The sequence below is a fragment of the Yersinia sp. KBS0713 genome (assembly GCF_005937895.2).
Classification (GTDB): domain Bacteria; phylum Pseudomonadota; class Gammaproteobacteria; order Enterobacterales; family Enterobacteriaceae; genus Yersinia; species Yersinia bercovieri.
In genome coordinates, this window is record NZ_CP042173.1 from 1,372,156 (window position 1) to 1,392,029 (window position 19,874).

Sequence of the window (19,874 nt, forward strand, 5' to 3'; positions counted from 1 at the left end):
ATGTTACCAGTAGGCAATCGATGATTACTGACAGATATAGCTAAACAAACGTTCATAGCGGCGATAAATATCGCATCCTGTCTAAATTTGCGGCGAACGGTTGTTTTCGTTTTAAAAACCGTTGACTCACTTCGAACTATCCCTATAATGCGACTCCAACAACACGGCGGGGCGATTAGCTCAGTTGGTAGAGCATCTCCTTTACACGGAGGGGGTCATCAGTTCGAATCTGGTATCGCCCACCAAACTCGGCGTGTTGTGGATAGAAGCAGTAAGTGAGATAGATGAGGGCGATTAGCTCAGTTGGTAGAGCATCTCCTTTACACGGAGGGGGTCATCAGTTCGAATCTGGTATCGCCCACCACTCATCACTCATGGTTTTAAGTATTAGGTTTCAAGTAGTAGAAGTGGGCGATTAGCTCAGTTGGTAGAGCATCTCCTTTACACGGAGGGGGTCATCAGTTCGAATCTGGTATCGCCCACCACTTCTTTTACTCGTATTATCAATATAGTGGGTCGTTAGCTCAGTTGGTAGAGCAGTTGACTTTTAATCAATTGGTTAAAGGTTCGAGCCGAGCGAAGCGAGACAGCAACGCGTTAGCGTTGACCCGAAGGGCGAGTCTGCAGGAGGAGTAATCCCGCACGATGAGCATCGAATTGTCATTAAGCAGTAAATACATAATGGGCCGTTAGCTCAGTTGGTAGAGCAGTTGACTTTTAATCAATTGGTCGCAGGTTCGAATCCCGCACGGCCCACCATTATGTAGCAGTACAAGTTATCCAGCACGACCCATGATTATTTCAAGCACTCAATTATCCCCCCCCAAAAAAACACTCCATACCCTCAAACTGCTTCCAACTAATCAATGTTTCCATCAATCCTGACATTAAATTCCTTCAGCACATATTCTCCAGCCTGTCAGTTTCCAAATAAGTCATCACTCAAACAGATTCCTCAGCCCTGAATCGCAGACATAAAAAAAGGCGCCGTAGCGCCTTTTTAGCGAGTTTTTTCTGAAGCTTAGAGCACCAGGCCCGCGATAGAGGCGGACAGCACACTGACCAGTGTAGAGCCGTATAGCAGTTTCAGGCCGAAGCGAGAAACCACGTTGCCTTGATGTTCATTCAGACCCTTAATCGCACCGGCTACAATACCGATAGAGGAGAAGTTAGCGAATGAAACCAGGAATACGGACAAAATACCCACGCTACGTGGTGACAGTGTTGATGCGACTTTCTGCAAATCCATCATTGCCACGAATTCGTTAGAGACCAGTTTGGTTGCCATGATGCCACCGACTTGCAAAGCTTCATGAGTCGGTACGCCCATGACCCAGGCAAACGGGAAGAACACATAGCCCAGAATCCCCTGGAAGCTAATCCCGAACAGCAAGCTGAATAAGGCATTCATTGCGGCAATTAATGCGATGAAACCAATCAACATAGCAGCAACGATAATGGCTACTTTGAAACCGGCCAGGATATATTCACCCAGCATTTCAAAGAAACTTTGGCCTTCATGCAAGTTGCTGAGTTGTAACTCCTCTTCATCTTCCGCTTTATACGGGTTGATCAACGACAACACGATAAAGGTACTGAACATGTTAAGCACCAGTGCTGCGACCACGAATTTCGCGTCCAGCATTGACATATAAGCACCGACAATCGACATAGAGACTGTCGACATTGCGGTCGCCGCCATGGTGTACATGCGTTTTTCAGACATTTTGCCCAAAATGTCTTTATAAGCGATGAAGTTTTCAGACTGGCCCAGAATCAATGAACTGACGGCGTTGAATGATTCCAACTTGCCCATGCCATTAACTTTGGATAATAGAGTCCCGATAATCCGAATAACGATCGGCAGCACTTTGATGTATTGCAAAATACCAATCAGAGCAGAGATAAAGACGATAGGGCATAACACTCTTAGGAAGAAGAATGCGAGACCTTTATCACCCATATTGCCAAAGACAAAATCAGTACCGGTAGCGGCAAATCCAAGTAATTTGTCGAATAGACCGGCGAATCCTTTCACAAAACCTAATCCAGCTTCCGAATGAAGGAAGAAGTACGCCAATAACACTTCAATAACCAGCAATTGAATAACAAACCGAATGCGAATACTTTTACGATCTTTACAGATCGCCAAAGCTAATATGGCCACCACGACTAAGGCCAACGCAAACTGCAGAATATGGGACATGTGTGCTCCAAATTTGAGGCAGGCTAGATTTTGGTGGACATTTTATGTAACGGCTACATTAAAAACGAGATGTAAGCTGCAAATATAGAAATTCGTTTTCATAAATGCAAACAAATTAGTGGGGTTGGTCACAAAAAAAAACGCTGTTAATCATTTGCTGTGGCAGTAGGTTAGCTATGCTAGCTTGAATAATTGTAGCGCCTGCCTTGAAAATAGTAATGTCACATTTAGCTCAACTTTTTAGTAGCCAAAAGCCAATGATGACGAGATGGCTGATTAATTGGGGTCGCCTATTAAAGAGATAATTTTTGCCGATCTAAATGCGCTTGATAATTATTATCATTTAGATATTATGGATAGCAAGTAAAGAAGGCCTCATTTTCCAAGGGTATTACTGAATGCTAAATAGCCGTGTTGTCGATACATCCCGCCGTACATCAAGGAGAGTTAAACTTTCCCTGATGGGGCCTGCTTTTATCGCCGCCATTGCTTATATTGATCCCGGTAATTTTGCGACTAATATTCAGGCCGGTGCTTCGTTCGGTTATACCTTGCTGTGGGTGGTGGTGTGGGCCAATGTGATGGCGATGTTAGTTCAGCTGCTCTCCGCCAAACTCGGTATTGCGACGGGCAAGAATCTGGCGGAGCATATCCGCGACCGCTTCCCCCGACCCGTGGTTTGGGCATATTGGGTGCAAGCTGAGATTATTGTGATGGCGACCGATCTGGCTGAGTTTATCGGGGCCGCCATCGGCTTCAAATTGCTGCTGGGCGTCACGCTACTGGAAGGGGCGGTGCTAACCGGGATTGCCACTTTCCTGATTCTGATGCTGCAAAATAGGGGGCAAAAGCCTATCGAGTTAGTGGTCGGCGGCTTGCTATTGTTTGTCGCGGCCGCCTATATCGTAGAGCTGATTTTCTCTCAACCCAATATTGCCGCACTTGGTCGTGGGATGCTCATCCCAAATTTACCCAATGGTAACGCCGTATTTTTAGCCGCCGGTGTGCTGGGGGCGACCATCATGCCGCATGTTATTTATCTGCATTCAGCATTGACTCAGGCGGAAGGGAGCGAGTCCAAAGCTCAGCGCTATGCTTCGACCCGATTTGATGTGGCGATCGCGATGACAATCGCCGGTTTTGTCAATCTGGCGATGATGGCAACTGCCGCTGCGGCTTTCCATTTCAGCGGTTATCAGGACGTCGCTGAGATAGAAGAGGCCTATTTGACCCTACAGCCGCTGCTGGGTAATGCCGCTGCCACTGTTTTTGGTTTGAGCTTAATCGCGGCGGGGCTTTCATCGACGGTGGTGGGTACGATGGCGGGGCAAGTGGTGATGCAGGGTTTTGTGCGGTTTTATATTCCAATGTGGCTGCGCCGCTCGGTGACCATGTTGCCCTCCTTTATTGTCATTTTGGTAGGAATAGATGCAACACAGATATTAGTGATGAGCCAGGTATTACTGAGTTTTGGTATTGCGCTGGCGCTGGTGCCACTGCTGGTTTTCACCGGTAATAAAGAGTTGATGGGGGATTTGGTCGATACAAAATTCACCCAAATTCTAGGTAAATTAGTCGTCTTATTCGTGATTGGGCTAAATGCTTATCTGCTGATTAGCTTAATTTAACCTCTGGAAGCTGGCGGGGGGCAACAACGCGCCAGCGCCCCTTTAGTTAATCATCGCCGTGATGACCGTGGCCATGGCCTTTACCCTGATGATGTTTTTTACCTTGATAATGTTTTTTACCGTGTTTGTCATAGTGCTTATCGTATTTCCAGTAGCGCCCTTCACGGTAATAGTAGTTCTTCTTCCACCAGTCCCTACCTTGCCAGCGATGTCCATCCCAGTAGTGTCCATGGCGGTTACGTTCGCCTAAATCCCGCCCTTGATGATCATGCCACCATTGGCGGTCACGCCAGTCATAACCATCCCAATAGTTACCGCTGCGATCTTGCTCGCCAATGTTTAAAGTGACACTGGGTAATAACTCAATGCTCTCAGCATTTGCCATCGGAATGAGTGGTAGCCAGGCTAATATGGTTATCAGCAACAGGGGTTTTACCCTTCTTGGTCTTACGACACTCAGTTTCAGCATTGTCGATTGAAACGCGGCCACTTTTAACATGATTTATCCTTACTTGGCCTTATTGGCTATGACGTTATCTTAAACAGTTCGCCAACCTCTGGGATTCGGATAAAACTGTAAAATATATATTTAGGATTTATCTGTGGGAGTGATGGGGGCGAATGGAGCAGGGGCCGTGAGTACCCCTGCCAATGTTTTAAAAAGAGAGCGTTTACACCAAAATGGCTTCGATTATGCTGATCTCTTCAGCGCTGAATTCACTATTCGCCAACATCCCCACGGCGTCATCAATCTGGCTGGTTTTGCTGGCACCAATTAGTGCTGAGGTCACCCGCCCATCACGTAATACCCAGGCTAAAGACATCTGCGACAGTTTCTGCCCACGGGCAAGTGCCAGCTCATTGAGTCGACGAACTTTAGTCAGTTTTTCTGCCGTAAGCTGCTCAGGATTAAGGAATTTACTGTTGCTGGCGGCCCGAGAGTCCTGCGGGATACCCGCTAAATAGCGATCCGTCAATAACCCGCCAGCCAGTGGGGAGAAGGCTATCGACCCCACGCCGTATTCGTCCAGCACATTTTGCAGATCGGCTTCAATCCAGCGTTCAAACAGGGAGTATTTAGGTTGGTGGATCAGACAAGGTGTACCCAGATCCGCCAGAATCTCAAATGCCTGACGCGCTTGCTCAGCAGGATAGTTAGACAAGCCGATATAGAGTGCTTTCCCCTGGCGCACCAGCAGATCTAAGGCGGCCATGGTCTCTTCCAATGGGGTATTAGGGTCGGGACGGTGATGATAGAAGATATCAACATAATCCAGCCCCATACGTTGTAAGCTCTGATTGATGCTAGCGACCAGATATTTCTTCGAACCCCAGTCACCGTAAGGGCCGGGCCACATGGTGTAACCCGCTTTGGAGGAGATAATCAACTGATCACGATAAGGGCGCAGATCCTGCTGTAGGATTCGACCAAAGTTCAGCTCAGCAGAGCCGGGAGGTGGGCCATAGTTATTCGCTAAGTCGAAATGAGTGATGCCACTATCAAAAGCACGGTGAATGAGATTACGGCTATTTTCGTACAGCGTGCTGTCACCAAAGTTATGCCACAGGCCCAGAGAGATGGCGGGGAGCATTAGCCCACTACGACCACAACGATGATACTTCATCTCCTGATAGCGGGAGGACGCTGCTTGATAGACCATGATGCCCCTGATTGAAGAGAGTAAATGACACTTTAGTGTATGCGCTTTCACTCATTGATGAAGTTGGCAGGATCACAGAGTTGATCAGCAGTGCTGCGCCCCAGAATAGGGAGGGCAGTAAATGATGACGCTGTTAGCTAATCAAAGTGCTTGAGGCTCGGAATGGGGCTATCTGATATCACCGGTTAACTGCTCCAACAACCAATAGCCTGCCGGGCCGGGTGGGCTTTTTTTCGACCAAACCGCATCAATAGAGATCATTTTTGGCCAACCAAGGGTCGATAATGGCACCAGTTTTCTGTGGCTGTATTGCTCAACCAACCAGCGAGGTAAAATAGCCCAACCGAAGCCCTGCTCAGCCATTTCCAGCAACATTAAATAACTGGGGGCCGACCAGATTAATCCCTGTGGCTGATTGCGTTCGGTGCGATTGTAGGTGTTGAGGCAGAGTTGGCGGGTGGTGGCCAACTGCTCACGGTGAACCTGGGGCAGTTGTGCCAGCGGGTGATCAGCTTGCACAAATATCGCCATTTCAGTTTGAGCGGATAAGCGGCGAGCCGCAATGTCCGGCGGATAGCTGTTTTGCACCTCCACCACACCAATGTGCGCGCGTCTGAGCTGTAATAGATCAATCACGTCGGCATCTTCGGCGATCAGGCACTCAAATTCGATATCAGGGTAGCGCTGCTCAAAACGGCGCAGCAGATCTTCATGATGTGTCGGCTGATAGGTGTCGGAGAGCACAAAGGTCAGGCGGGTTTCAACCTGGCCTGCCAGACGAATTGATAGCGAATCAAGCCGTTCGCTGGCGGCCAGAATCTCTTGCACGTGGGACAGCACTCGGCGGCCATGATCCGTCAGCACTGGCTGACGCGCCTGCCTATCAAATAGCGTCAACCCCAGATCTGCCTCCAGATTGGCGATGGCGGTGCTGATCGTCGACTGACTTTTGCGTAGCTTACGGGCGGCGGCCGAAAACGAGCCGAGTGCGGCGGCTTCAACAAAGGCAATCAAAGCTTCAGGAGAATAGTGCATAAACTATCTATTTTATCGATGGGTTCTAATTTCAATCTATCTTAAAAAACGATGATAATCACCCTCGATAATCAGTTATCAGTTAATTAAATAGGTGTTTTATGCAAGTTCATCACAAATCTCTCTCTGAACGGTTTATCCATGCTATTGGTTTTGAAGTGATCGCCATCGCGATTTGTGCCCCGGTTGGAGCATGGCTGTTGGATCGTTCAATACTGCAAATGGGAACCTTGACCATCATGCTCTCTTCCGTGGCGATGCTGTGGAATATTGTTTACAACAGTTTGTTCGACTACTTCTGGCCCGTCAGTCGGGTCGCCAAAACCCTGGGTGTGCGAGCGCTCCATGCCCTGGGCTTTGAAAGTGGCTTTATCCTGATTGGCTTGCCGATTGCGGCTTATATATTGGGTGTTTCGTTGCTACAGGCATTTATGTTGGAGATCGGTTTCTTCCTGTTCTTCCTGCCTTACACCATTTGCTATAACTGGGCCTATGACGGCTTACGGATGCGAATTATCCGTGCCCGCCAGCCTGCGATGTTGGCTCCCGCAGCAGAAAAAGGTCAAGGCACATCTGAGCGTTAATCACTATTTTTCCCCTTCAGCAGCGGTATTTTGCCGTGGCTGAAACGTTTTTATGTGATCGTCATCGCAAAGCGAAAGGGTTTACAGCTTTGAGATTGTTGTTTCTCCAACCTAATTTTACAGTGGTAAAAGTAGAAGTTAAGCATCCCTGTAACGGAGAAGTTTCTGATGACGAGCTATGCCCTGGTGGGTGACGTTGGCGGCACTAATGCCCGTTTGGCGCTTTGCGCTGTGGCGACGGGCGAAATATCACAAGCAAAAACATATTCAGGGCTGGAATGCGACAGTTTGGAAGATGTTATCCGGCAATACTTGTCAGAGCATACCGTGACGATAACCGATGCCTGTATCGCCATTGCTTGCCCGATTACTGACGATTGGGTGGCGATGACCAACCATACTTGGGCATTTTCGATTGCCGCCATGAAGCAGAATTTGGGGCTGAATCATTTAGAAGTGATCAATGATTTCACCGCGGTATCGATGGCAATCCCGGTGCTGTCCGAGCAAGATGTGCTGCAATTTGGCGGTACTGCACCCCAGCCGGGTAAACCGATAGCAGTGTATGGTGCAGGTACTGGGTTGGGGGTGGCGCATTTAGTTAATGTCGATCGCCGCTGGATAAGTCTGCCGAGTGAGGGCGGGCATGTCGATTTCGCGCCAAATAGTGAAGAAGAGGACCGGATCCTGGCGGTATTGCGTCAGGAACTGGGCCATGTCTCTGCCGAGCGGGTACTCTCTGGGCCGGGGTTGGTTAATCTCTATCGGGCGATCGTTATCTCTGATGCCCGCCTGCCAGAGAATCTGGCACCGAAAGATGTGACAGAGCGGGCGCTGGCGGATAGCTGCACTGACTGTCGCCGCGCATTGTCGCTGTTCTGCGTCATCATGGGGCGTTTTGGCGGCAATTTGGCGTTGAATCTCAGCACCTTTGGCGGCGTATATATCGCGGGCGGTATCGTGCCGCGCTTTATGGAGTTCTTTAAAGCCTCCGGTTTCCGTGGTGCTTTTGAAGATAAAGGCCGCTTCAAAGATTTCCTGCATGACATTCCGGTTTATATGATTACCCATCAACAGCCGGGATTATTGGGGGCGGGGGCTTATCTGCGCCAGACGCTAGGTCATACCCTTCGTCCTTGAAGCCGCAGGGGTGTTAGCTACGCTCGCTTACCCGAATCACTGACTTGGGTCAGCTCATCGGGATGCGTTCGCTTGCTGCCTACCTGCAACTCCAATGACTTTGGGTATCTTTTGTCCTTGAAGCCGCAGGGGTGTTAGCTACGCTCGCTTACCCGAATCACTGACTTGGGTCAGCTCATCGGGATGCGTTCGCTTGCTGCCTACCTGCAACTCCAATGACTTTGGGTATCTTTTGTCCTTGAAGCCGCAGGGGTGTTAGCTACGCTCGCTTACCCGAATCACTGACTTGGGTCAGCTCATCGGGATGCGTTCGCTTGCTGCCTACCTGCAACTCCAATGACTTTGGGTATCTTTTGTCCTTGAAGCCGCAGGGGTGTTAGCTTTCGTGTTACCCGTTGAAGCAAGCAAAGCTTTGGATCTGCTTCAGACTGATAACAAATCTCGACGACTCGATCTCAAGAGGTGAGGGCAGATAGAAGAGTAAAGCGTCCGCGCCAGGGAGGGCGCGGTTCGAGCCTCCATGGATGGATTTACGTCGTCTTTACGATCTACCTGCCCTCTCCGCCGCTGGCACTTTGTCAATAACCTCAAGCAGAGCTAAGGCTCTGCTTTTTTATGCCGCCGACTTAAACTATACTCAAGTTGAGCATAGTCATGTGAAAGGTTATGGATAGACGAGGAGATAGAATGGATGCTGTATTTATAGAACTACCGCCATTCGAGCGCTTTAGAGTGGGCTATTTATCGGATGATAAATATAGAACTTTGCAGATTACGTTAATGAATAATCCAACTGCTGGGGATGTTATCCAACAGACCGGCGGTTTGCGCAAAATGCGATTCAGTGATGCAAAAGCGGGTAAAGGCAAACGTGGCGGTGTCAGAGTCATTTATTATTGGTGGGTAGAGCGTTTTCAATTTTTACTCTTCGCCATTTATAGCAAAGGTGAGATGTCTGATTTAACCAATGCACAACGGAAAATACTTAGTAATCTTCTTAAATGCCGTAAATCTGAATGATATATATCGAGGTAATATATGGAAAAAAGAGATTTATTTTCAGAGTTGGTTGAGGGAATGGGTGCATGGGAAGAGGCCAATACGGGTAAAAAAACACTGAAAACGCACAAGGTCTCAACTGAAAGTAGCCTAACACTGACCTCTGAGGAGCTACGTCACATTCGCGAGACTTTGAATATTTCACAAGCGCTGTTTGCTCACTATTTACAGGCGGGAACTGCAACCTACCAGAACTGGGAGCAAGGCCGCGCTAAGCCAAATAAGCAGGCTATTTTGCTGATTAGAATGGTACAAAAAGACCCCCATACCTTGCACACTCTGGCCGAGTTGTACTCGTGATGAGGGCCTTTTTCAGTCAATGGTTATCAAGCATGGCTACTGGCTGTGGGGCCGGCAGGGGCGGGAATAGTGCTTTCTGCCTCGGTGGCGGCACCTTTTGGTGGCTTGATAATGAGAGTCAGCAGCAAGGAGAGCACTGATAGCACCGCGATGACGATAAAGGTGGCGTGATATCCCCCCAGCCGCGCGGCAATAAATGAACCTGCCAATGCGCCCAAACCAAAGCCCTGATAGATGACCCCGTAGTTTTTGCTGTGGTTTTTCAGGCCAAAGAAGTCGCCGACGATGGCGGGGAACACAGTGATATTGCCGCCGAAACAGAAAGCAATGGCCCCAACGCACAGGAAGAATAGGGCGTGAGTTAGCGGCACAAAGGTCAACACGGAGACCGCCAGGGTGGTGACTAGCAAGGTGAAACTAATCACCCGCAGGCGGCCCACTTTATCTGATAGCGCCCCCAAAATAATTCGTCCGGCGGTGTTAAAGATGGCGATAGCTGAAACAGTATTCGCCGCTGTAGCTAAATCCATCCCTGCCAGTTGCACACCTAAGTCTTTCACGATACCAATCAGATATAGGCCACTCATACAGGCGGTGAAGAAGATGATAAACAGGAAGTAGGACTCTTTGACCGCCAGCATCTCACCAACACTAAAATCACGCCCCGCGTTAGCGGTTGGCTGGCTGTTGGCAACGGGTGGCGTGGCCACTTTCTCCCGCAGCAGGAGAGAGCCGGCCCCAACCAATAGCATCACAATAATGCCCCAGTAGAAGAATGCCAATGACACGCCCTGATTGGCAATTAAGCTGGCATTCACATATTTAAATAGCAGGCTACCGGTGCCAAATGCCCCGACGGAGATACCTGAAATCAGCCCCTTGCGTTCCGGGAACCACTTAATCAGATTCGACAGCGTGGTGATATAGGCGGTGCCATCAGCAAAACCAACCACAATCCCCGCCAGCAGATAGATCATCCCCAGCGAGGTGGCAAAGGAGCTGGCAATCAACCCCAAACCGAGGATGATGCCGGAAATCAGTGTCAGCTTGCGGATACCAATACGCTCTTGCAGGCGGCCAGCGAAGAGTGTCGCAATAGCCAGAGAGAAACTGGTGATAGAGAAGGTGGTGGCTACCGCCGCCAATGACCAACTGAACTTCTCCCCCAAGGGCTGATTAAATAAGCTCCAAGTATAGATTGTGCCCAGACCCATCTGAACAATGATAGTACCTACAACGATTAGCCAACGATTTACCGGTTTACTGCTCATGCCGGACTCCTTAAACATCAATGCAATGTGGCCCGAATATGGCTATTGATAGCGATAAATAGCGTCGGAAGCCTAAAAGTTACGCGCTGATGGAGCACCGGAAATCTTGTGTTGAGGTGTTATCAGCCCGCCGAATGAAACCAGTATACGGGCGGGCTAATAGCTATAGATCGAAAGGGGAATGAGCTGCACTCCAGCTGGAGTGAAATGCATTTAAAGGCGCATCAGTTGCCTAAACTCTTTTATCTTGCTGCGGCTGACCGGGACTTCAAAGTCCAACTCACTGAGCCGCAGGATGTAAGTGTTGTTAAACCAAGGGACGATTTCACGGATTTTGGCTAAATTGACGCAATAAGAGCGGTGACAGCGGAAGAAATACTCCTCCGGCAAGCGGCTACAAAACTCAGTGATATTCATCGGCATGATGAATTCTTCGCGGCGGGTGTAGACCAGCGTGACCTTCTCCTGCGCCGCCGCATAGTAGATATCATTGATGTCAGTGACGATGATGCGTTCGTCTTTCATCAGATTGATGGTATGCGCTGCTGCACGGGGGGTGGGGCTGCTAGTTTGCTCTCTATTTTGACCATCACGCTGATGCAGTGCTTCCAACTTTTGCAGCATGGTGACGATACGTGACTCATGGTAGGGCTTCAAAATATAGTCGAATGCTTCAATCTCAAATGCTTCAACCGCATGCTCTTTATAGGCGGTGATAAAGATAATATAGGGCTTATGGGTAAATTTGCTGATGTTCTGAGCCAGCAATACGCCATCTAGTGACGGGATATTAATATCGAGAAAAATAGCATCAACCTGATGATTTTGCAGATATTTAAGCACATCCAACCCATCGTCAAAAGTGGCCTCAATGGTGATGTGGCTGTGCTGGTGAATCAGGTAGCTCAACTCTTCCTGAGCCAGAAACTCATCTTCAACAATGATTGCTTTCACGGGTTAAACTCCGGCTGAAATGCTGGGTTCTGCATGGATTTTGCCGCCATTTTTGCTGATATAAAAAGAGATTTCGGTGCCCGGTTCCATGCGGCGGATCTGTAAACCCTCGCCATAGAGTAATTTCACCCGATGATGCACATTCAGTAAACCGATTTTATTGCCCGGCATTTCATTATTAGCGACGCGCTCAATGGTTTCTGGATTAATACCATTGCCGGTATCTTTCACTGAAATCTTAATTTGATCACCATGCTCTTTGACCGCAATGACCACCACGCCTTTGCCACGATAGGGCTGAATGCCATGCACAATGGCATTTTCCACCAAAGGTTGAATCAGTAGGCTAGGAATTTTCAGCGCAATATCGTCGTCAATATCATAAATCACGGTCAACTTGCTGCCGAACCGGGCCTGCTCAATGGCGATATAGTCCTGAATTTGATGGAGTTCTTTGCGGATATCGATTTGCTCATCATTCAGCTCAAGGTTATAGCGCAAGTAGCGAGATAAATTGATGATCAATTGACGGGCGGTGTCTGGATTAATACGGATTGACGACGAAATCGCATTCAAAGCATTAAATAAGAAGTGCGGGTTAATTTTGCTTTGCAGTGCGCGCATTTCCGCTTTATTCGCCATTTCACGCAGTTGCTCGATGCGGGAAACCTCAATTTGTGTTGAGATAATCTGCGATAAACCCACCGCCATGACTTTCAGCGAATAGGTGATTTTATGGGCATGGCAGTAATAGATTTTCAGCGAACCGGTGACTTCACCTTTTTCCCATAACGGGATAATAATCAGCGAGTGAATTTGCGGTGTACGGTGAACTTCATCGTTATTGCGGATGGTAATTTTACCGCGCTGAATACTCTCTTTGGTGATATCACTGATAATCTCATGGCCGATATCGTAGGTTTCGACCCCGACTCCCACATAAGCCAAAATATTCTGGGTATCGGTGATAGCGACTGCATCCGCCTTGATATCGTTGCGAATAATTTCGCATACGCTACGTAAGGATTCGCCATTAATATTGCGGAAATAGGGCAAGGTTTTATTGGCGATATCCAGGGCGAGTTTGGCCTGCCGTGCCGCAATCACCTCTTTTTCATCCTCAACACTCTGCACTAGCAGCACAATCAGCCCGATACACACCGCCCCTAAAATCATCGGAATGGCAATTTTAGAGACAATATCGATGCCTAATGCTGTCGGTTTGGCCCAGATGACCACCAATAGCATGGTCAGTGATTCGCAAATCATGCCCGCTAAAATACCGACCCGCCATTGCCGCTCTTTCTTCACTTTCAGGTTGATATAGCCCGACATCAGGCCAGCAATAATACTGGTAATCAGGCAGGGAACTGAGGTAATACCATCAATATCAATTAAGTAGCGGTGAGATCCGGCGATCAATCCGGTAATGATCCCGACCCATGGGCCAAAGAGAATTCCGCCAGACATGACGGCAATAACACGGACATTGACCAACGAACCTTCGACATTAATACCGGAATAAGTACCGAAAATTGCGAATAGCGAGAAAATTGCCGTCACGGCAGCCAGTTCCAGCGGGGTGTGCTTCTCTTTTTGCAGCAACTGACGGAACAGGCGGGTGCGGGTCAGGAAGAACAGGCAAATTAGCATTAGCGCGGCGCGATCAAACACCGCCAGTAGCATTTCAAATATCTGGTGCACGCAATTTTCTCTTGGCTACGGCCTGGGATCTTAGGCCGAAGATAATCAGATCTTGAGGTGAATAAGCGGCTAACTATAAGGAAAAGGGCGGCTGACTGCTACTTTATCCGTGCTATCGAGGGGGCTGCCGGAGGTCAGGCTCCGGCAGGGAGAGTGGCGGGATACAATTATTCAGTCATTCCCAGTTGCTGCTTGCCTATCGGGGTCAGGTTTTCGGCCGTCGCTCTGCCTGAGAAATCGACTTCAAAATCATCGGCGGCGAAGTCTGGTGGCGAGCGGCCATCAATAAAGCTGGCTAACTGGCGCGGCAAGTAGGCGGCGTTTTTTTCGCACCATGGGGCGGCGGCGATGTACATCACGTTGCTGTCAAACTCACCATTATGCTCATTTTCTACTGAGTGAATCACATCGCAATGCCAAAATACGGTGTCGCCCGCCTCCAAATCAGGAATAGGGGAAATCGCTTCGATTAAAAGAGGATGCCACTGCTCGGAAGCTGACAGTGCACGACCTGGCGCGGCACCACAGAGGTCATCGTCGGCAACATCATCCTGAATGGCCCGCAACAAGATATAGGCCATGGCATTGGCGATTGGAATAACGTTTAACGTCCCCGCATGGGTACGTTGAGGTGTCAGCGCGGTCCAGCCCTGGAAGGTGCGGAACATCGAGCATACCGCCGGTGACGGGAACTCGCGCACTTCTGGGCGGCCCTCTGCCGCGAATGGATCATACTTCTGCCATTCACCAGAGAATACGTGGCGATAGACATGGCGGAAATTTTCATCCAGCCAGCGCTCAATGGAGCCGCCATCCACATGGGGTGACAAGCCCAGAGAGGAGGATTTTGGCGGACGGCGACGTGTGCGGTCAGCATAGGTCACGACGCGGTTAGCATCAAAATGCTGCTTGCCGTTGCTCTCGGTGTGCCACAGATTATTCAAGAATATCTGTACCGCATTCATGCGCTGATCCTGACGAGCTTCAACTTGTGGTGTTGACCAATAAATGCCGTAAATTTGTGGCTTGCTGGCAGCCAGAGTGCCAAAGTAATTATCTTCGGCGGCATTTTTCAGCCGCACGACAAAATTATTACGATCCAGATAGTTACCGATTTCACGGTTCCAGGCGGCGGCTTTTTCTGTCGGGAAAACACCAAGAATGGCACAACATCCCCGCTGCTTTATTTGTGCTTTTTGTTCATCAGTCACTTTGCCGTTGATAATATCATCAGCATGAATGCGTGGGACGGGGTTTTCACCCTGCGCCAGAGTGCGGCGAATTTCGGTAACTTGCTGGCGAATGTTCTCTTCAACGGCTTGAAACACCTGCTGGTAATCCGGTAGCGCCTGACGTAATTGCTGTTTCACCGCTTTGATTGCTGCGGGAATATCGTCTATTTGTAATGAAGCCATAATGCTGATTCTCCGATAGCTGTAGGGTTGAGGCGGTGGCATGGGTCGGCTGGTACTGACCATTTGTTTGTTTTTTGTTACTTTGGAGTAAACATTATTCAAGTAAAATGGAGAAGAATAAAGGGATGAGGTTATGACAAAATTTCCCCTTTAATTTTCGATCCTCTTTTTCTGGCTAACATCTTAATTTGAGAGAAAAATGGCACCTGTGATTCAAATGTTCAGTCGTTCTCCCATTTCACTAAAAACACCACGGCTGCTGCTCGATAGCCTTAACGAGCAGGATTGGCCGCTGTTTTTACGTCTATATCAAGACCCGGAGATTCAGCGTTTTATTGCTGATCCGATGGATTTAGCTGAGATTCGTGCGCGGTTTGAGTCACGTCTGATGCCATGGGAAAAGAGTGCCAACCATTGGCTCTGCCTGGTTATTCGCGAAAAGAGAAGCGGGCAACCTGTGGGATTGACCGGATTTTTAGCTGAATGGTCGCCATTACAGCAAGCTGAGGTGGGCTATGCCATGTTGCCCTCTTATCAAGGCAAAGGTTTTGCCAAAGAGTCGCTAATGGCCGTATTGGCGTTTGGCTTCCAGCACTGTTTGTTCCATAAAATGAAAGCAACAGTCACGGTGGGAAATCATGCTTCTCGGGGGCTGCTAGAGCGCTGTGGTTTTCAGTTGGAGGGCACTTTGCGGGATAACTATCAGTTGGCTGGGCAGTGGTGTGATGATTGGGTTTTGGGGATGCTTAACCACGAATTTCAGCCGTAGTCACTTCTCCGATGAGTGAGATATTTATGAGCCGCCACTCGACACCTATGCGGCGCTGGGATATGTTCATAAATAGACCATTTGCTGGTCTGCGTCGCTCGGATGGTCCGGGCGCTCACGTATCCCGAGGAAATTATGGCTGAATACCCTTCCAAACGTCGTTTTACCCGAATTGAACGTCTTCCCCCTTATGTTTTCAATATCACCTCTGAGTTAAAAATGGCGGCGCGCCGTCGTGGTGAAGATATTATTGATTTCAGTATGGGTAATCCGGATGGCCCGACACCGCCACATATCGTTGAGAAAATGTGCAGTGTTGCGCAACGTGAAGACACCCACGGCTATTCAACCTCCCGTGGGATCCCCCGCCTACGCAGGGCCATTTCCCGCTGGTATGCCGATCGCTACCAGGTGGAGATTGACCCGGAAAGCGAAGCGATTGTCACTATCGGCTCGAAAGAGGGGCTGGCGCATTTGATGCTGGCAACACTGGATCACGGTGATACCGTACTAGTACCGAACCCGAGCTACCCGATTCATATTTATGGTGCGGTCATTGCTGGTGCACAAGTGCGTTCGGTGCCACTGACCGAGGGCATTGATTTTTTTGGTGAGCTAGAGCGCGCGATCCGCGAAACCATTCCTAAACCAAAAATGATGATCCTCGGCTTCCCCTCTAACCCGACGGCACAGTGTGTCGAGCTGGACTTTTTTGAGCGGGTGGTGGCGCTGGCGAAGCAATATGATGTGCTGGTGGTGCATGATCTGGCCTATGCCGACATCGTCTATGATGGCTGGAAAGCGCCCTCAATCATGCAAGTTCCCGGCGCAAAAGAGATTGCGGTTGAGTTTTTCACCCTATCCAAAAGTTACAATATGGCCGGTTGGCGCATTGGTTTTATGGTGGGCAATCCTGAACTGGTCAATGCGCTGGCGCGTATTAAGAGCTATCACGATTACGGCACTTTTACCCCACTACAGGTTGCGGCTATTGCGGCGCTGGAGGGGGATCAGCAGTGTGTGCGGGATATCGCCGAGCAGTATCGCCAACGCCGTAACGCTTTGGTGCGCGGGCTGCATGAAGCGGGTTGGATGGTCGAAAACCCGAAAGCCTCAATGTATGTTTGGGCTAAAATTCCAGAACAATACGCGCATTTAGGGTCGCTCGAGTTTGCTAAACGTCTGCTCTCTGAAGCGAAAGTTTGTGTCTCGCCGGGGATTGGATTTGGCGATTACGGTGATACCCATGTTCGTTTTGCGCTAATTGAGAACCAAGACCGGATCCGTCAGGCGGTGCGCGGCATTAAAAGTATGTTCCGCGCTGATGGCTTGCTGAAACCAAGTAAACCGACATCAGATGAAACGGCGTAACTTAGCCATGTAATCACTATTCTGGCTGATTGCTCATGGTGATCAGTCAGAATAGCCGTGCTCTTCTGCCGAATGACGCAAATAACACCTTAATGTTCTCTTCAGCTGTGATACACCATACTCATCATTAATGAATCAATTTATTGTGACATATTGGAGTGGGCGGCTATGAGAGATCGCTATTCGTTACCCCAAATAACCCTGCATTGGCTAACCCTATTGATGCTGATTTTGACCTATGCGGCCATGTTGCTCAGTGACAGCGTGCCTGACGAAGATCGAACATTAGTGAAAAACCTGCATTTTAATTTTGGTATTTCTGTCTGGCTATTGATGCTGATGCGCCTTTGGTTGCGCCATCGAAATGTGACACCCGCTATCACCCCGAAATTACCGGATTGGCAGCTGTTAGCTGCTCATATTTTGCATTGGGGGCTGTATCTGCTGTTCTTATCCTTGCCGATACTCGGCGTACTGGCGCAAGCTTACGGCGGGAAAACCTGGTTTTTACTGGGCTGGCAGGTGCCGCAGTGGGTGACACAAAATGATGAAGCGCGATCCTACCTTAAGCAGACCCACGAGCTAATCGCCAATTTGGGCTATTTTATGATTGGAGCTCACGTTCTGGCGGCTCTCTATCATCACTATATTCGCCGTGATGATACATTGCGCAGAATGATGCCAGGTAAATGAGTAGCTAAAAATCAGAATGATAAAGGGCGCGAATGCGCCCTTTATACGATGTCAGATGGTGGATGGTTCGAGCCAATCTTACTCGACCATCATCATGAAGGTGCCAATCCAAACCACCAACATGATTGAGATACCCATAAAGAAATATTTCACTGAACAACTCCCCTTGGAGCTACCTCGCCAGTAACGATCCCAATTGCTGTGCTGAGTATCAAATGGATAAATAGGATCGCGCTAATGTAATCCCAACAAGGAGAGACTTACAATACTGTAATTTTATGCATTAGATCACAATTTCACACATAAATGGCAAATATTGTTAGCCAATGTATTGAAGTGTGAAGCTATTAACGTTTTTTTTAATTATCTATAGATAACAATTTGTTACTTTGTTGGCTGAATTTTAAGCCACCTAACGGCGTGTTAGGCCATCAACTGATCTTTCTGACCGCGACATCTGCCTCAAAGCCCAGTAGATACAGGGCTTGCTCCAGTGCTTCAACTTTAGAGGCGTAATAGACATCCAACAGGCGATCCATCTGTGCCGCATTCAAACCGAGCTTGCGAGCCATATCGGCTTTGCGGGTATGGGTGGTGAGCATGGCATTGTGCAATTCAGCTTTCAGTCGCACCAAAATTGGCACGTGGACGGATATATCACCAGCTTGCAGCGCCGACGGAGCAGGGACTGGGCGATGCTCTTCTATCTCTGCGGCGATGCCATTTTTAATGCCATCCTGTGCTTCCAGCTCAATATCTTCCAGGGAGTAGGTCACTGAGGCCAATTCAGGGAAGTCGCGATACTGAATGTGGTATTCGCCGCTGGCTTCATCAAGGGTATAACTGGCGGGGTAGTGGAACACGGTGTTACTCCTGTGGGGGAAGGTGGTACTCAAAGTACTGGCATTGTACTGACATCAGCCACCCAAGGTTACTTATTTAACGTATTGATCCAAATGATGGCGATTTATCAGCATTAGCCGAAATTTATTATTCTACCCGCTAATTATCTTGTTTTTCAGGCGGCGCAGTAACGAAAAAACAACATCCATTATAACTATACCCATACAATTGCTTATTGCATAACCAACGATAATAATAAGTGATAAACTAATTTCGCTTTAAATAAAATGCGGTTTTTAAACCTTAAGTAAAATTTAGATACATAGATTGGGTTTAATATTTCAAAATGTATTTTATATCTGTTATTATTCGCTCGCGAAAATCCTTTTTAAATCAATGATAATTATATGTGTATTTATCAATAATAACTCTTTGTTATTATTACCGTTCTATGTTAGTTAATAGGCTGATAGTTTAACTTAAGTAAAATTATCACTATTTATTTCTTCCAGTTATGGCGTTTAATCTTTTATTGAGAATATTGCTTTTATGATGAAAAAAATATTTTTAGCTTCCACGTTAATAACCGCGTTCTTATTAAGTGGATGCGCCTCTGAGTCCTCCCGTTCGTTAGAAGTGGCGAAAGTTGCCTCTTACGGCACGCAATATAACGGCCCCCGCAGCCCTATTTCTGTGGGTAAATTCGACAACCGTTCAAGCTATATGAGCGGGATATTCTCCGATGGCGTCGATCGTTTGGGGAACCAGTCAAAAACCATTCTGGTGACGCACTTACAACAAACTGGCCGCTTTAACGTATTAGAGCGCACCAATATGGAAGAGCTGAAAACAGAAGCGGCGATTTCAGGGCAAAACCAGCAATTGAAAGGTGCGACCTATGTCGTGACCGGCGATGTGACCGAGTTTGGCCGCAAAGAGACTGGCGATCGTCAGCTATTTGGCATTTTGGGCCGGGGTAAATCTCAGATTGCCTACGCCAAAGTCAATCTGAATATCGTCAATGTGAAGACCTCTGAAGTGGTCTTCTCCTCACAGGGTGCTGGTGAGTATGAACTCTCCAACCGCGAAGTGATCGGTTTTGGTGGGACGGCAAGTTACGACTCAACCTTAAATGGCAAGGTGCTGGACTTAGCTATCCGTGAAGCTGTCAACAATCTGGTAGCTGGCATTGAATCGGGTGCATGGCAACCGGCGAAATAGACATTAATAGCAAAATAATT

Annotated in this window: 19 protein-coding genes, 4 tRNA genes and 1 other RNA gene; 14 read left to right on the forward strand and 10 right to left on the reverse strand. The window is 48.4% G+C overall.

What is annotated here, in order from left to right; translation table 11 throughout:
• The first annotated feature begins 169 nt into the window (after positions 1-169).
• From FFE93_RS06380 to FFE93_RS06400, 5 genes are all read left to right on the forward strand, one after another.
• Positions 170-245 (forward strand) — tRNA-Val (locus FFE93_RS06380).
• A gap of 43 nt (positions 246-288) precedes the next feature.
• Positions 289-364 (forward strand) — tRNA-Val (locus FFE93_RS06385).
• Positions 365-409: 45 nt separating this feature from the next.
• Positions 410-485 (forward strand) — tRNA-Val (locus FFE93_RS06390).
• A gap of 35 nt (positions 486-520) precedes the next feature.
• Positions 521-653, forward strand: a non-coding RNA gene (locus FFE93_RS06395) — RtT sRNA.
• Between the two features lie 30 nt (positions 654-683).
• Positions 684-759, forward strand: a tRNA-Lys gene (locus FFE93_RS06400).
• A 262-nt stretch (positions 760-1,021) separates the two neighbouring features.
• Here the strand turns inward: FFE93_RS06400 and FFE93_RS06405 are convergent.
• The gene (locus FFE93_RS06405; RefSeq protein WP_005279685.1) at positions 1,022-2,206 is read right to left on the reverse strand and encodes a NupC/NupG family nucleoside CNT transporter; all 1,185 of its coding nucleotides are present in this window, start codon (positions 2,204-2,206) and stop codon (positions 1,022-1,024) included.
• A 398-nt stretch (positions 2,207-2,604) separates the two neighbouring features.
• Between FFE93_RS06405 and FFE93_RS06410 the strand changes: the two genes are divergently transcribed.
• Positions 2,605-3,834 carry an Nramp family divalent metal transporter gene (locus FFE93_RS06410; protein WP_049600851.1) on the forward strand — a complete coding sequence of 410 codons (1,230 nt, stop codon included), beginning with the start codon at positions 2,605-2,607 and terminating at the stop codon, positions 3,832-3,834.
• A 46-nt stretch (positions 3,835-3,880) separates the two neighbouring features.
• On the opposite strand, the gene FFE93_RS06415 is transcribed toward FFE93_RS06410, so the two are convergent.
• The 3 genes from FFE93_RS06415 to FFE93_RS06425 all read right to left on the reverse strand — a co-directional run bounded on the left by FFE93_RS06415 (position 3,881) and on the right by FFE93_RS06425 (position 6,530).
• Positions 3,881-4,333: a DUF2502 domain-containing protein gene (locus tag FFE93_RS06415; RefSeq protein WP_005279688.1), complete on the reverse strand. Its 453-nt coding sequence runs from the start codon at positions 4,331-4,333 to the stop codon at positions 3,881-3,883.
• A gap of 172 nt (positions 4,334-4,505) precedes the next feature.
• Positions 4,506-5,495: an aldo/keto reductase gene (locus FFE93_RS06420; protein ID WP_057647346.1), complete on the reverse strand. Its 990-nt coding sequence runs from the start codon at positions 5,493-5,495 to the stop codon at positions 4,506-4,508.
• Positions 5,496-5,663: 168 nt separating this feature from the next.
• Positions 5,664-6,530 carry a LysR family transcriptional regulator gene (locus tag FFE93_RS06425; protein WP_049600856.1) on the reverse strand — a complete coding sequence of 289 codons (867 nt, stop codon included), beginning with the start codon at positions 6,528-6,530 and terminating at the stop codon, positions 5,664-5,666.
• A 101-nt stretch (positions 6,531-6,631) separates the two neighbouring features.
• Between FFE93_RS06425 and FFE93_RS06430 the strand changes: the two genes are divergently transcribed.
• The 4 genes from FFE93_RS06430 to FFE93_RS06445 all read left to right on the forward strand — a co-directional run bounded on the left by FFE93_RS06430 (position 6,632) and on the right by FFE93_RS06445 (position 9,613).
• Positions 6,632-7,114: a multidrug/biocide efflux PACE transporter gene (locus FFE93_RS06430; protein WP_054873127.1), complete on the forward strand. Its 483-nt coding sequence runs from the start codon at positions 6,632-6,634 to the stop codon at positions 7,112-7,114.
• A gap of 168 nt (positions 7,115-7,282) precedes the next feature.
• Entirely contained in the window at positions 7,283-8,254 is a 972-nt protein-coding gene (glk, locus tag FFE93_RS06435) for a glucokinase (RefSeq protein ID WP_054873126.1), read from the forward strand.
• Between the two features lie 687 nt (positions 8,255-8,941).
• Positions 8,942-9,274, forward strand: a complete 333-nt coding sequence (locus FFE93_RS06440; protein ID WP_049600866.1) for a toxin — start codon at positions 8,942-8,944, stop codon at positions 9,272-9,274.
• An 18-nt stretch (positions 9,275-9,292) separates the two neighbouring features.
• The gene (locus tag FFE93_RS06445; protein WP_138774921.1) at positions 9,293-9,613 is read left to right on the forward strand and encodes a helix-turn-helix domain-containing protein; all 321 of its coding nucleotides are present in this window, start codon (positions 9,293-9,295) and stop codon (positions 9,611-9,613) included.
• 26 nt (positions 9,614-9,639) lie between these two features.
• Here the strand turns inward: FFE93_RS06445 and FFE93_RS06450 are convergent, their stop codons facing one another.
• The 4 genes from FFE93_RS06450 to FFE93_RS06465 all read right to left on the reverse strand — a co-directional run bounded on the left by FFE93_RS06450 (position 9,640) and on the right by FFE93_RS06465 (position 14,957).
• Complete coding sequence (locus tag FFE93_RS06450) at positions 9,640-10,884, reverse strand: OFA family MFS transporter (protein WP_032898112.1); 1,245 nt, start codon at positions 10,882-10,884, stop codon at positions 9,640-9,642.
• A gap of 213 nt (positions 10,885-11,097) precedes the next feature.
• Positions 11,098-11,838, reverse strand: a complete 741-nt coding sequence (locus tag FFE93_RS06455; RefSeq protein WP_005275421.1) for a LytR/AlgR family response regulator transcription factor — start codon at positions 11,836-11,838, stop codon at positions 11,098-11,100.
• 3 nt (positions 11,839-11,841) lie between these two features.
• The gene (locus FFE93_RS06460; RefSeq protein WP_049600872.1) at positions 11,842-13,542 is read right to left on the reverse strand and encodes a sensor histidine kinase; all 1,701 of its coding nucleotides are present in this window, start codon (positions 13,540-13,542) and stop codon (positions 11,842-11,844) included.
• A gap of 167 nt (positions 13,543-13,709) precedes the next feature.
• Entirely contained in the window at positions 13,710-14,957 is a 1,248-nt protein-coding gene (locus FFE93_RS06465; protein WP_138774922.1) for a DUF1479 domain-containing protein, read from the reverse strand.
• A gap of 259 nt (positions 14,958-15,216) precedes the next feature.
• Here FFE93_RS06465 and FFE93_RS06470 point away from each other — a divergent pair, with 259 nt between their 5' ends.
• The 3 genes from FFE93_RS06470 (at position 15,217) to FFE93_RS06480 (ending at position 17,790) form a co-directional block, all read left to right on the forward strand.
• Positions 15,217-15,726 carry a GNAT family N-acetyltransferase gene (locus tag FFE93_RS06470; RefSeq protein WP_057647432.1) on the forward strand — a complete coding sequence of 170 codons (510 nt, stop codon included), beginning with the start codon at positions 15,217-15,219 and terminating at the stop codon, positions 15,724-15,726.
• Between the two features lie 135 nt (positions 15,727-15,861).
• On the forward strand, positions 15,862-17,097 hold the full coding sequence (alaC, locus tag FFE93_RS06475; protein WP_138774923.1) for an alanine transaminase: 1,236 nt from the start codon (positions 15,862-15,864) through the stop codon (positions 17,095-17,097).
• A gap of 168 nt (positions 17,098-17,265) precedes the next feature.
• Positions 17,266-17,790, forward strand: coding sequence for a cytochrome b (locus tag FFE93_RS06480; protein WP_099460445.1), 525 nt, complete (start codon positions 17,266-17,268; stop codon positions 17,788-17,790).
• Between the two features lie 78 nt (positions 17,791-17,868).
• Here FFE93_RS06480 and ypdK read toward each other — a convergent pair whose 3' ends face one another.
• Complete coding sequence (gene ypdK, locus FFE93_RS06485) at positions 17,869-17,943, reverse strand: membrane protein YpdK (protein ID WP_099460453.1); 75 nt, start codon at positions 17,941-17,943, stop codon at positions 17,869-17,871.
• Between the two features lie 278 nt (positions 17,944-18,221).
• Entirely contained in the window at positions 18,222-18,653 is a 432-nt protein-coding gene (locus FFE93_RS06490) for a hypothetical protein (protein ID WP_049600880.1), read from the reverse strand.
• A gap of 529 nt (positions 18,654-19,182) precedes the next feature.
• Between FFE93_RS06490 and FFE93_RS06495 the strand changes: the two genes are divergently transcribed.
• A complete protein-coding gene (locus FFE93_RS06495) occupies positions 19,183-19,854 on the forward strand; it encodes a CsgG/HfaB family protein (RefSeq protein ID WP_005275442.1) in 672 nt (223 codons plus the stop codon).
• The last annotated feature ends 20 nt before the right edge of the window (positions 19,855-19,874 follow it).

What these genes read in the sequence shown, in the direction of transcription:
- FFE93_RS06440 (WP_049600866.1), top strand. Translation starts at nt 8,942, where the DNA reads ATGGATGCTGTATTTATAGAACTACCGCCATTCGAGCGCTTTAGAGTG.
- FFE93_RS06450 (WP_032898112.1), bottom strand. Translation starts at nt 10,884, where the DNA reads ATGAGCAGTAAACCGGTAAATCGTTGGCTAATCGTTGTAGGTACTATC.
- FFE93_RS06445 (WP_138774921.1), top strand. Translation starts at nt 9,293, where the DNA reads ATGGAAAAAAGAGATTTATTTTCAGAGTTGGTTGAGGGAATGGGTGCA.
- FFE93_RS06430 (WP_054873127.1), top strand. Translation starts at nt 6,632, where the DNA reads ATGCAAGTTCATCACAAATCTCTCTCTGAACGGTTTATCCATGCTATT.
- FFE93_RS06425 (WP_049600856.1), bottom strand. Translation starts at nt 6,530, where the DNA reads ATGCACTATTCTCCTGAAGCTTTGATTGCCTTTGTTGAAGCCGCCGCA.
- FFE93_RS06405 (WP_005279685.1), bottom strand. Translation starts at nt 2,206, where the DNA reads ATGTCCCATATTCTGCAGTTTGCGTTGGCCTTAGTCGTGGTGGCCATA.
- FFE93_RS06480 (WP_099460445.1), top strand. Translation starts at nt 17,266, where the DNA reads ATGAGAGATCGCTATTCGTTACCCCAAATAACCCTGCATTGGCTAACC.
- FFE93_RS06415 (WP_005279688.1), bottom strand. Translation starts at nt 4,333, where the DNA reads ATGTTAAAAGTGGCCGCGTTTCAATCGACAATGCTGAAACTGAGTGTC.
- glk (WP_054873126.1), top strand. Translation starts at nt 7,283, where the DNA reads ATGACGAGCTATGCCCTGGTGGGTGACGTTGGCGGCACTAATGCCCGT.
- FFE93_RS06465 (WP_138774922.1), bottom strand. Translation starts at nt 14,957, where the DNA reads ATGGCTTCATTACAAATAGACGATATTCCCGCAGCAATCAAAGCGGTG.
- FFE93_RS06495 (WP_005275442.1), top strand. Translation starts at nt 19,183, where the DNA reads ATGATGAAAAAAATATTTTTAGCTTCCACGTTAATAACCGCGTTCTTA.
- FFE93_RS06410 (WP_049600851.1), top strand. Translation starts at nt 2,605, where the DNA reads ATGCTAAATAGCCGTGTTGTCGATACATCCCGCCGTACATCAAGGAGA.
- FFE93_RS06420 (WP_057647346.1), bottom strand. Translation starts at nt 5,495, where the DNA reads ATGGTCTATCAAGCAGCGTCCTCCCGCTATCAGGAGATGAAGTATCAT.
- alaC (WP_138774923.1), top strand. Translation starts at nt 15,862, where the DNA reads ATGGCTGAATACCCTTCCAAACGTCGTTTTACCCGAATTGAACGTCTT.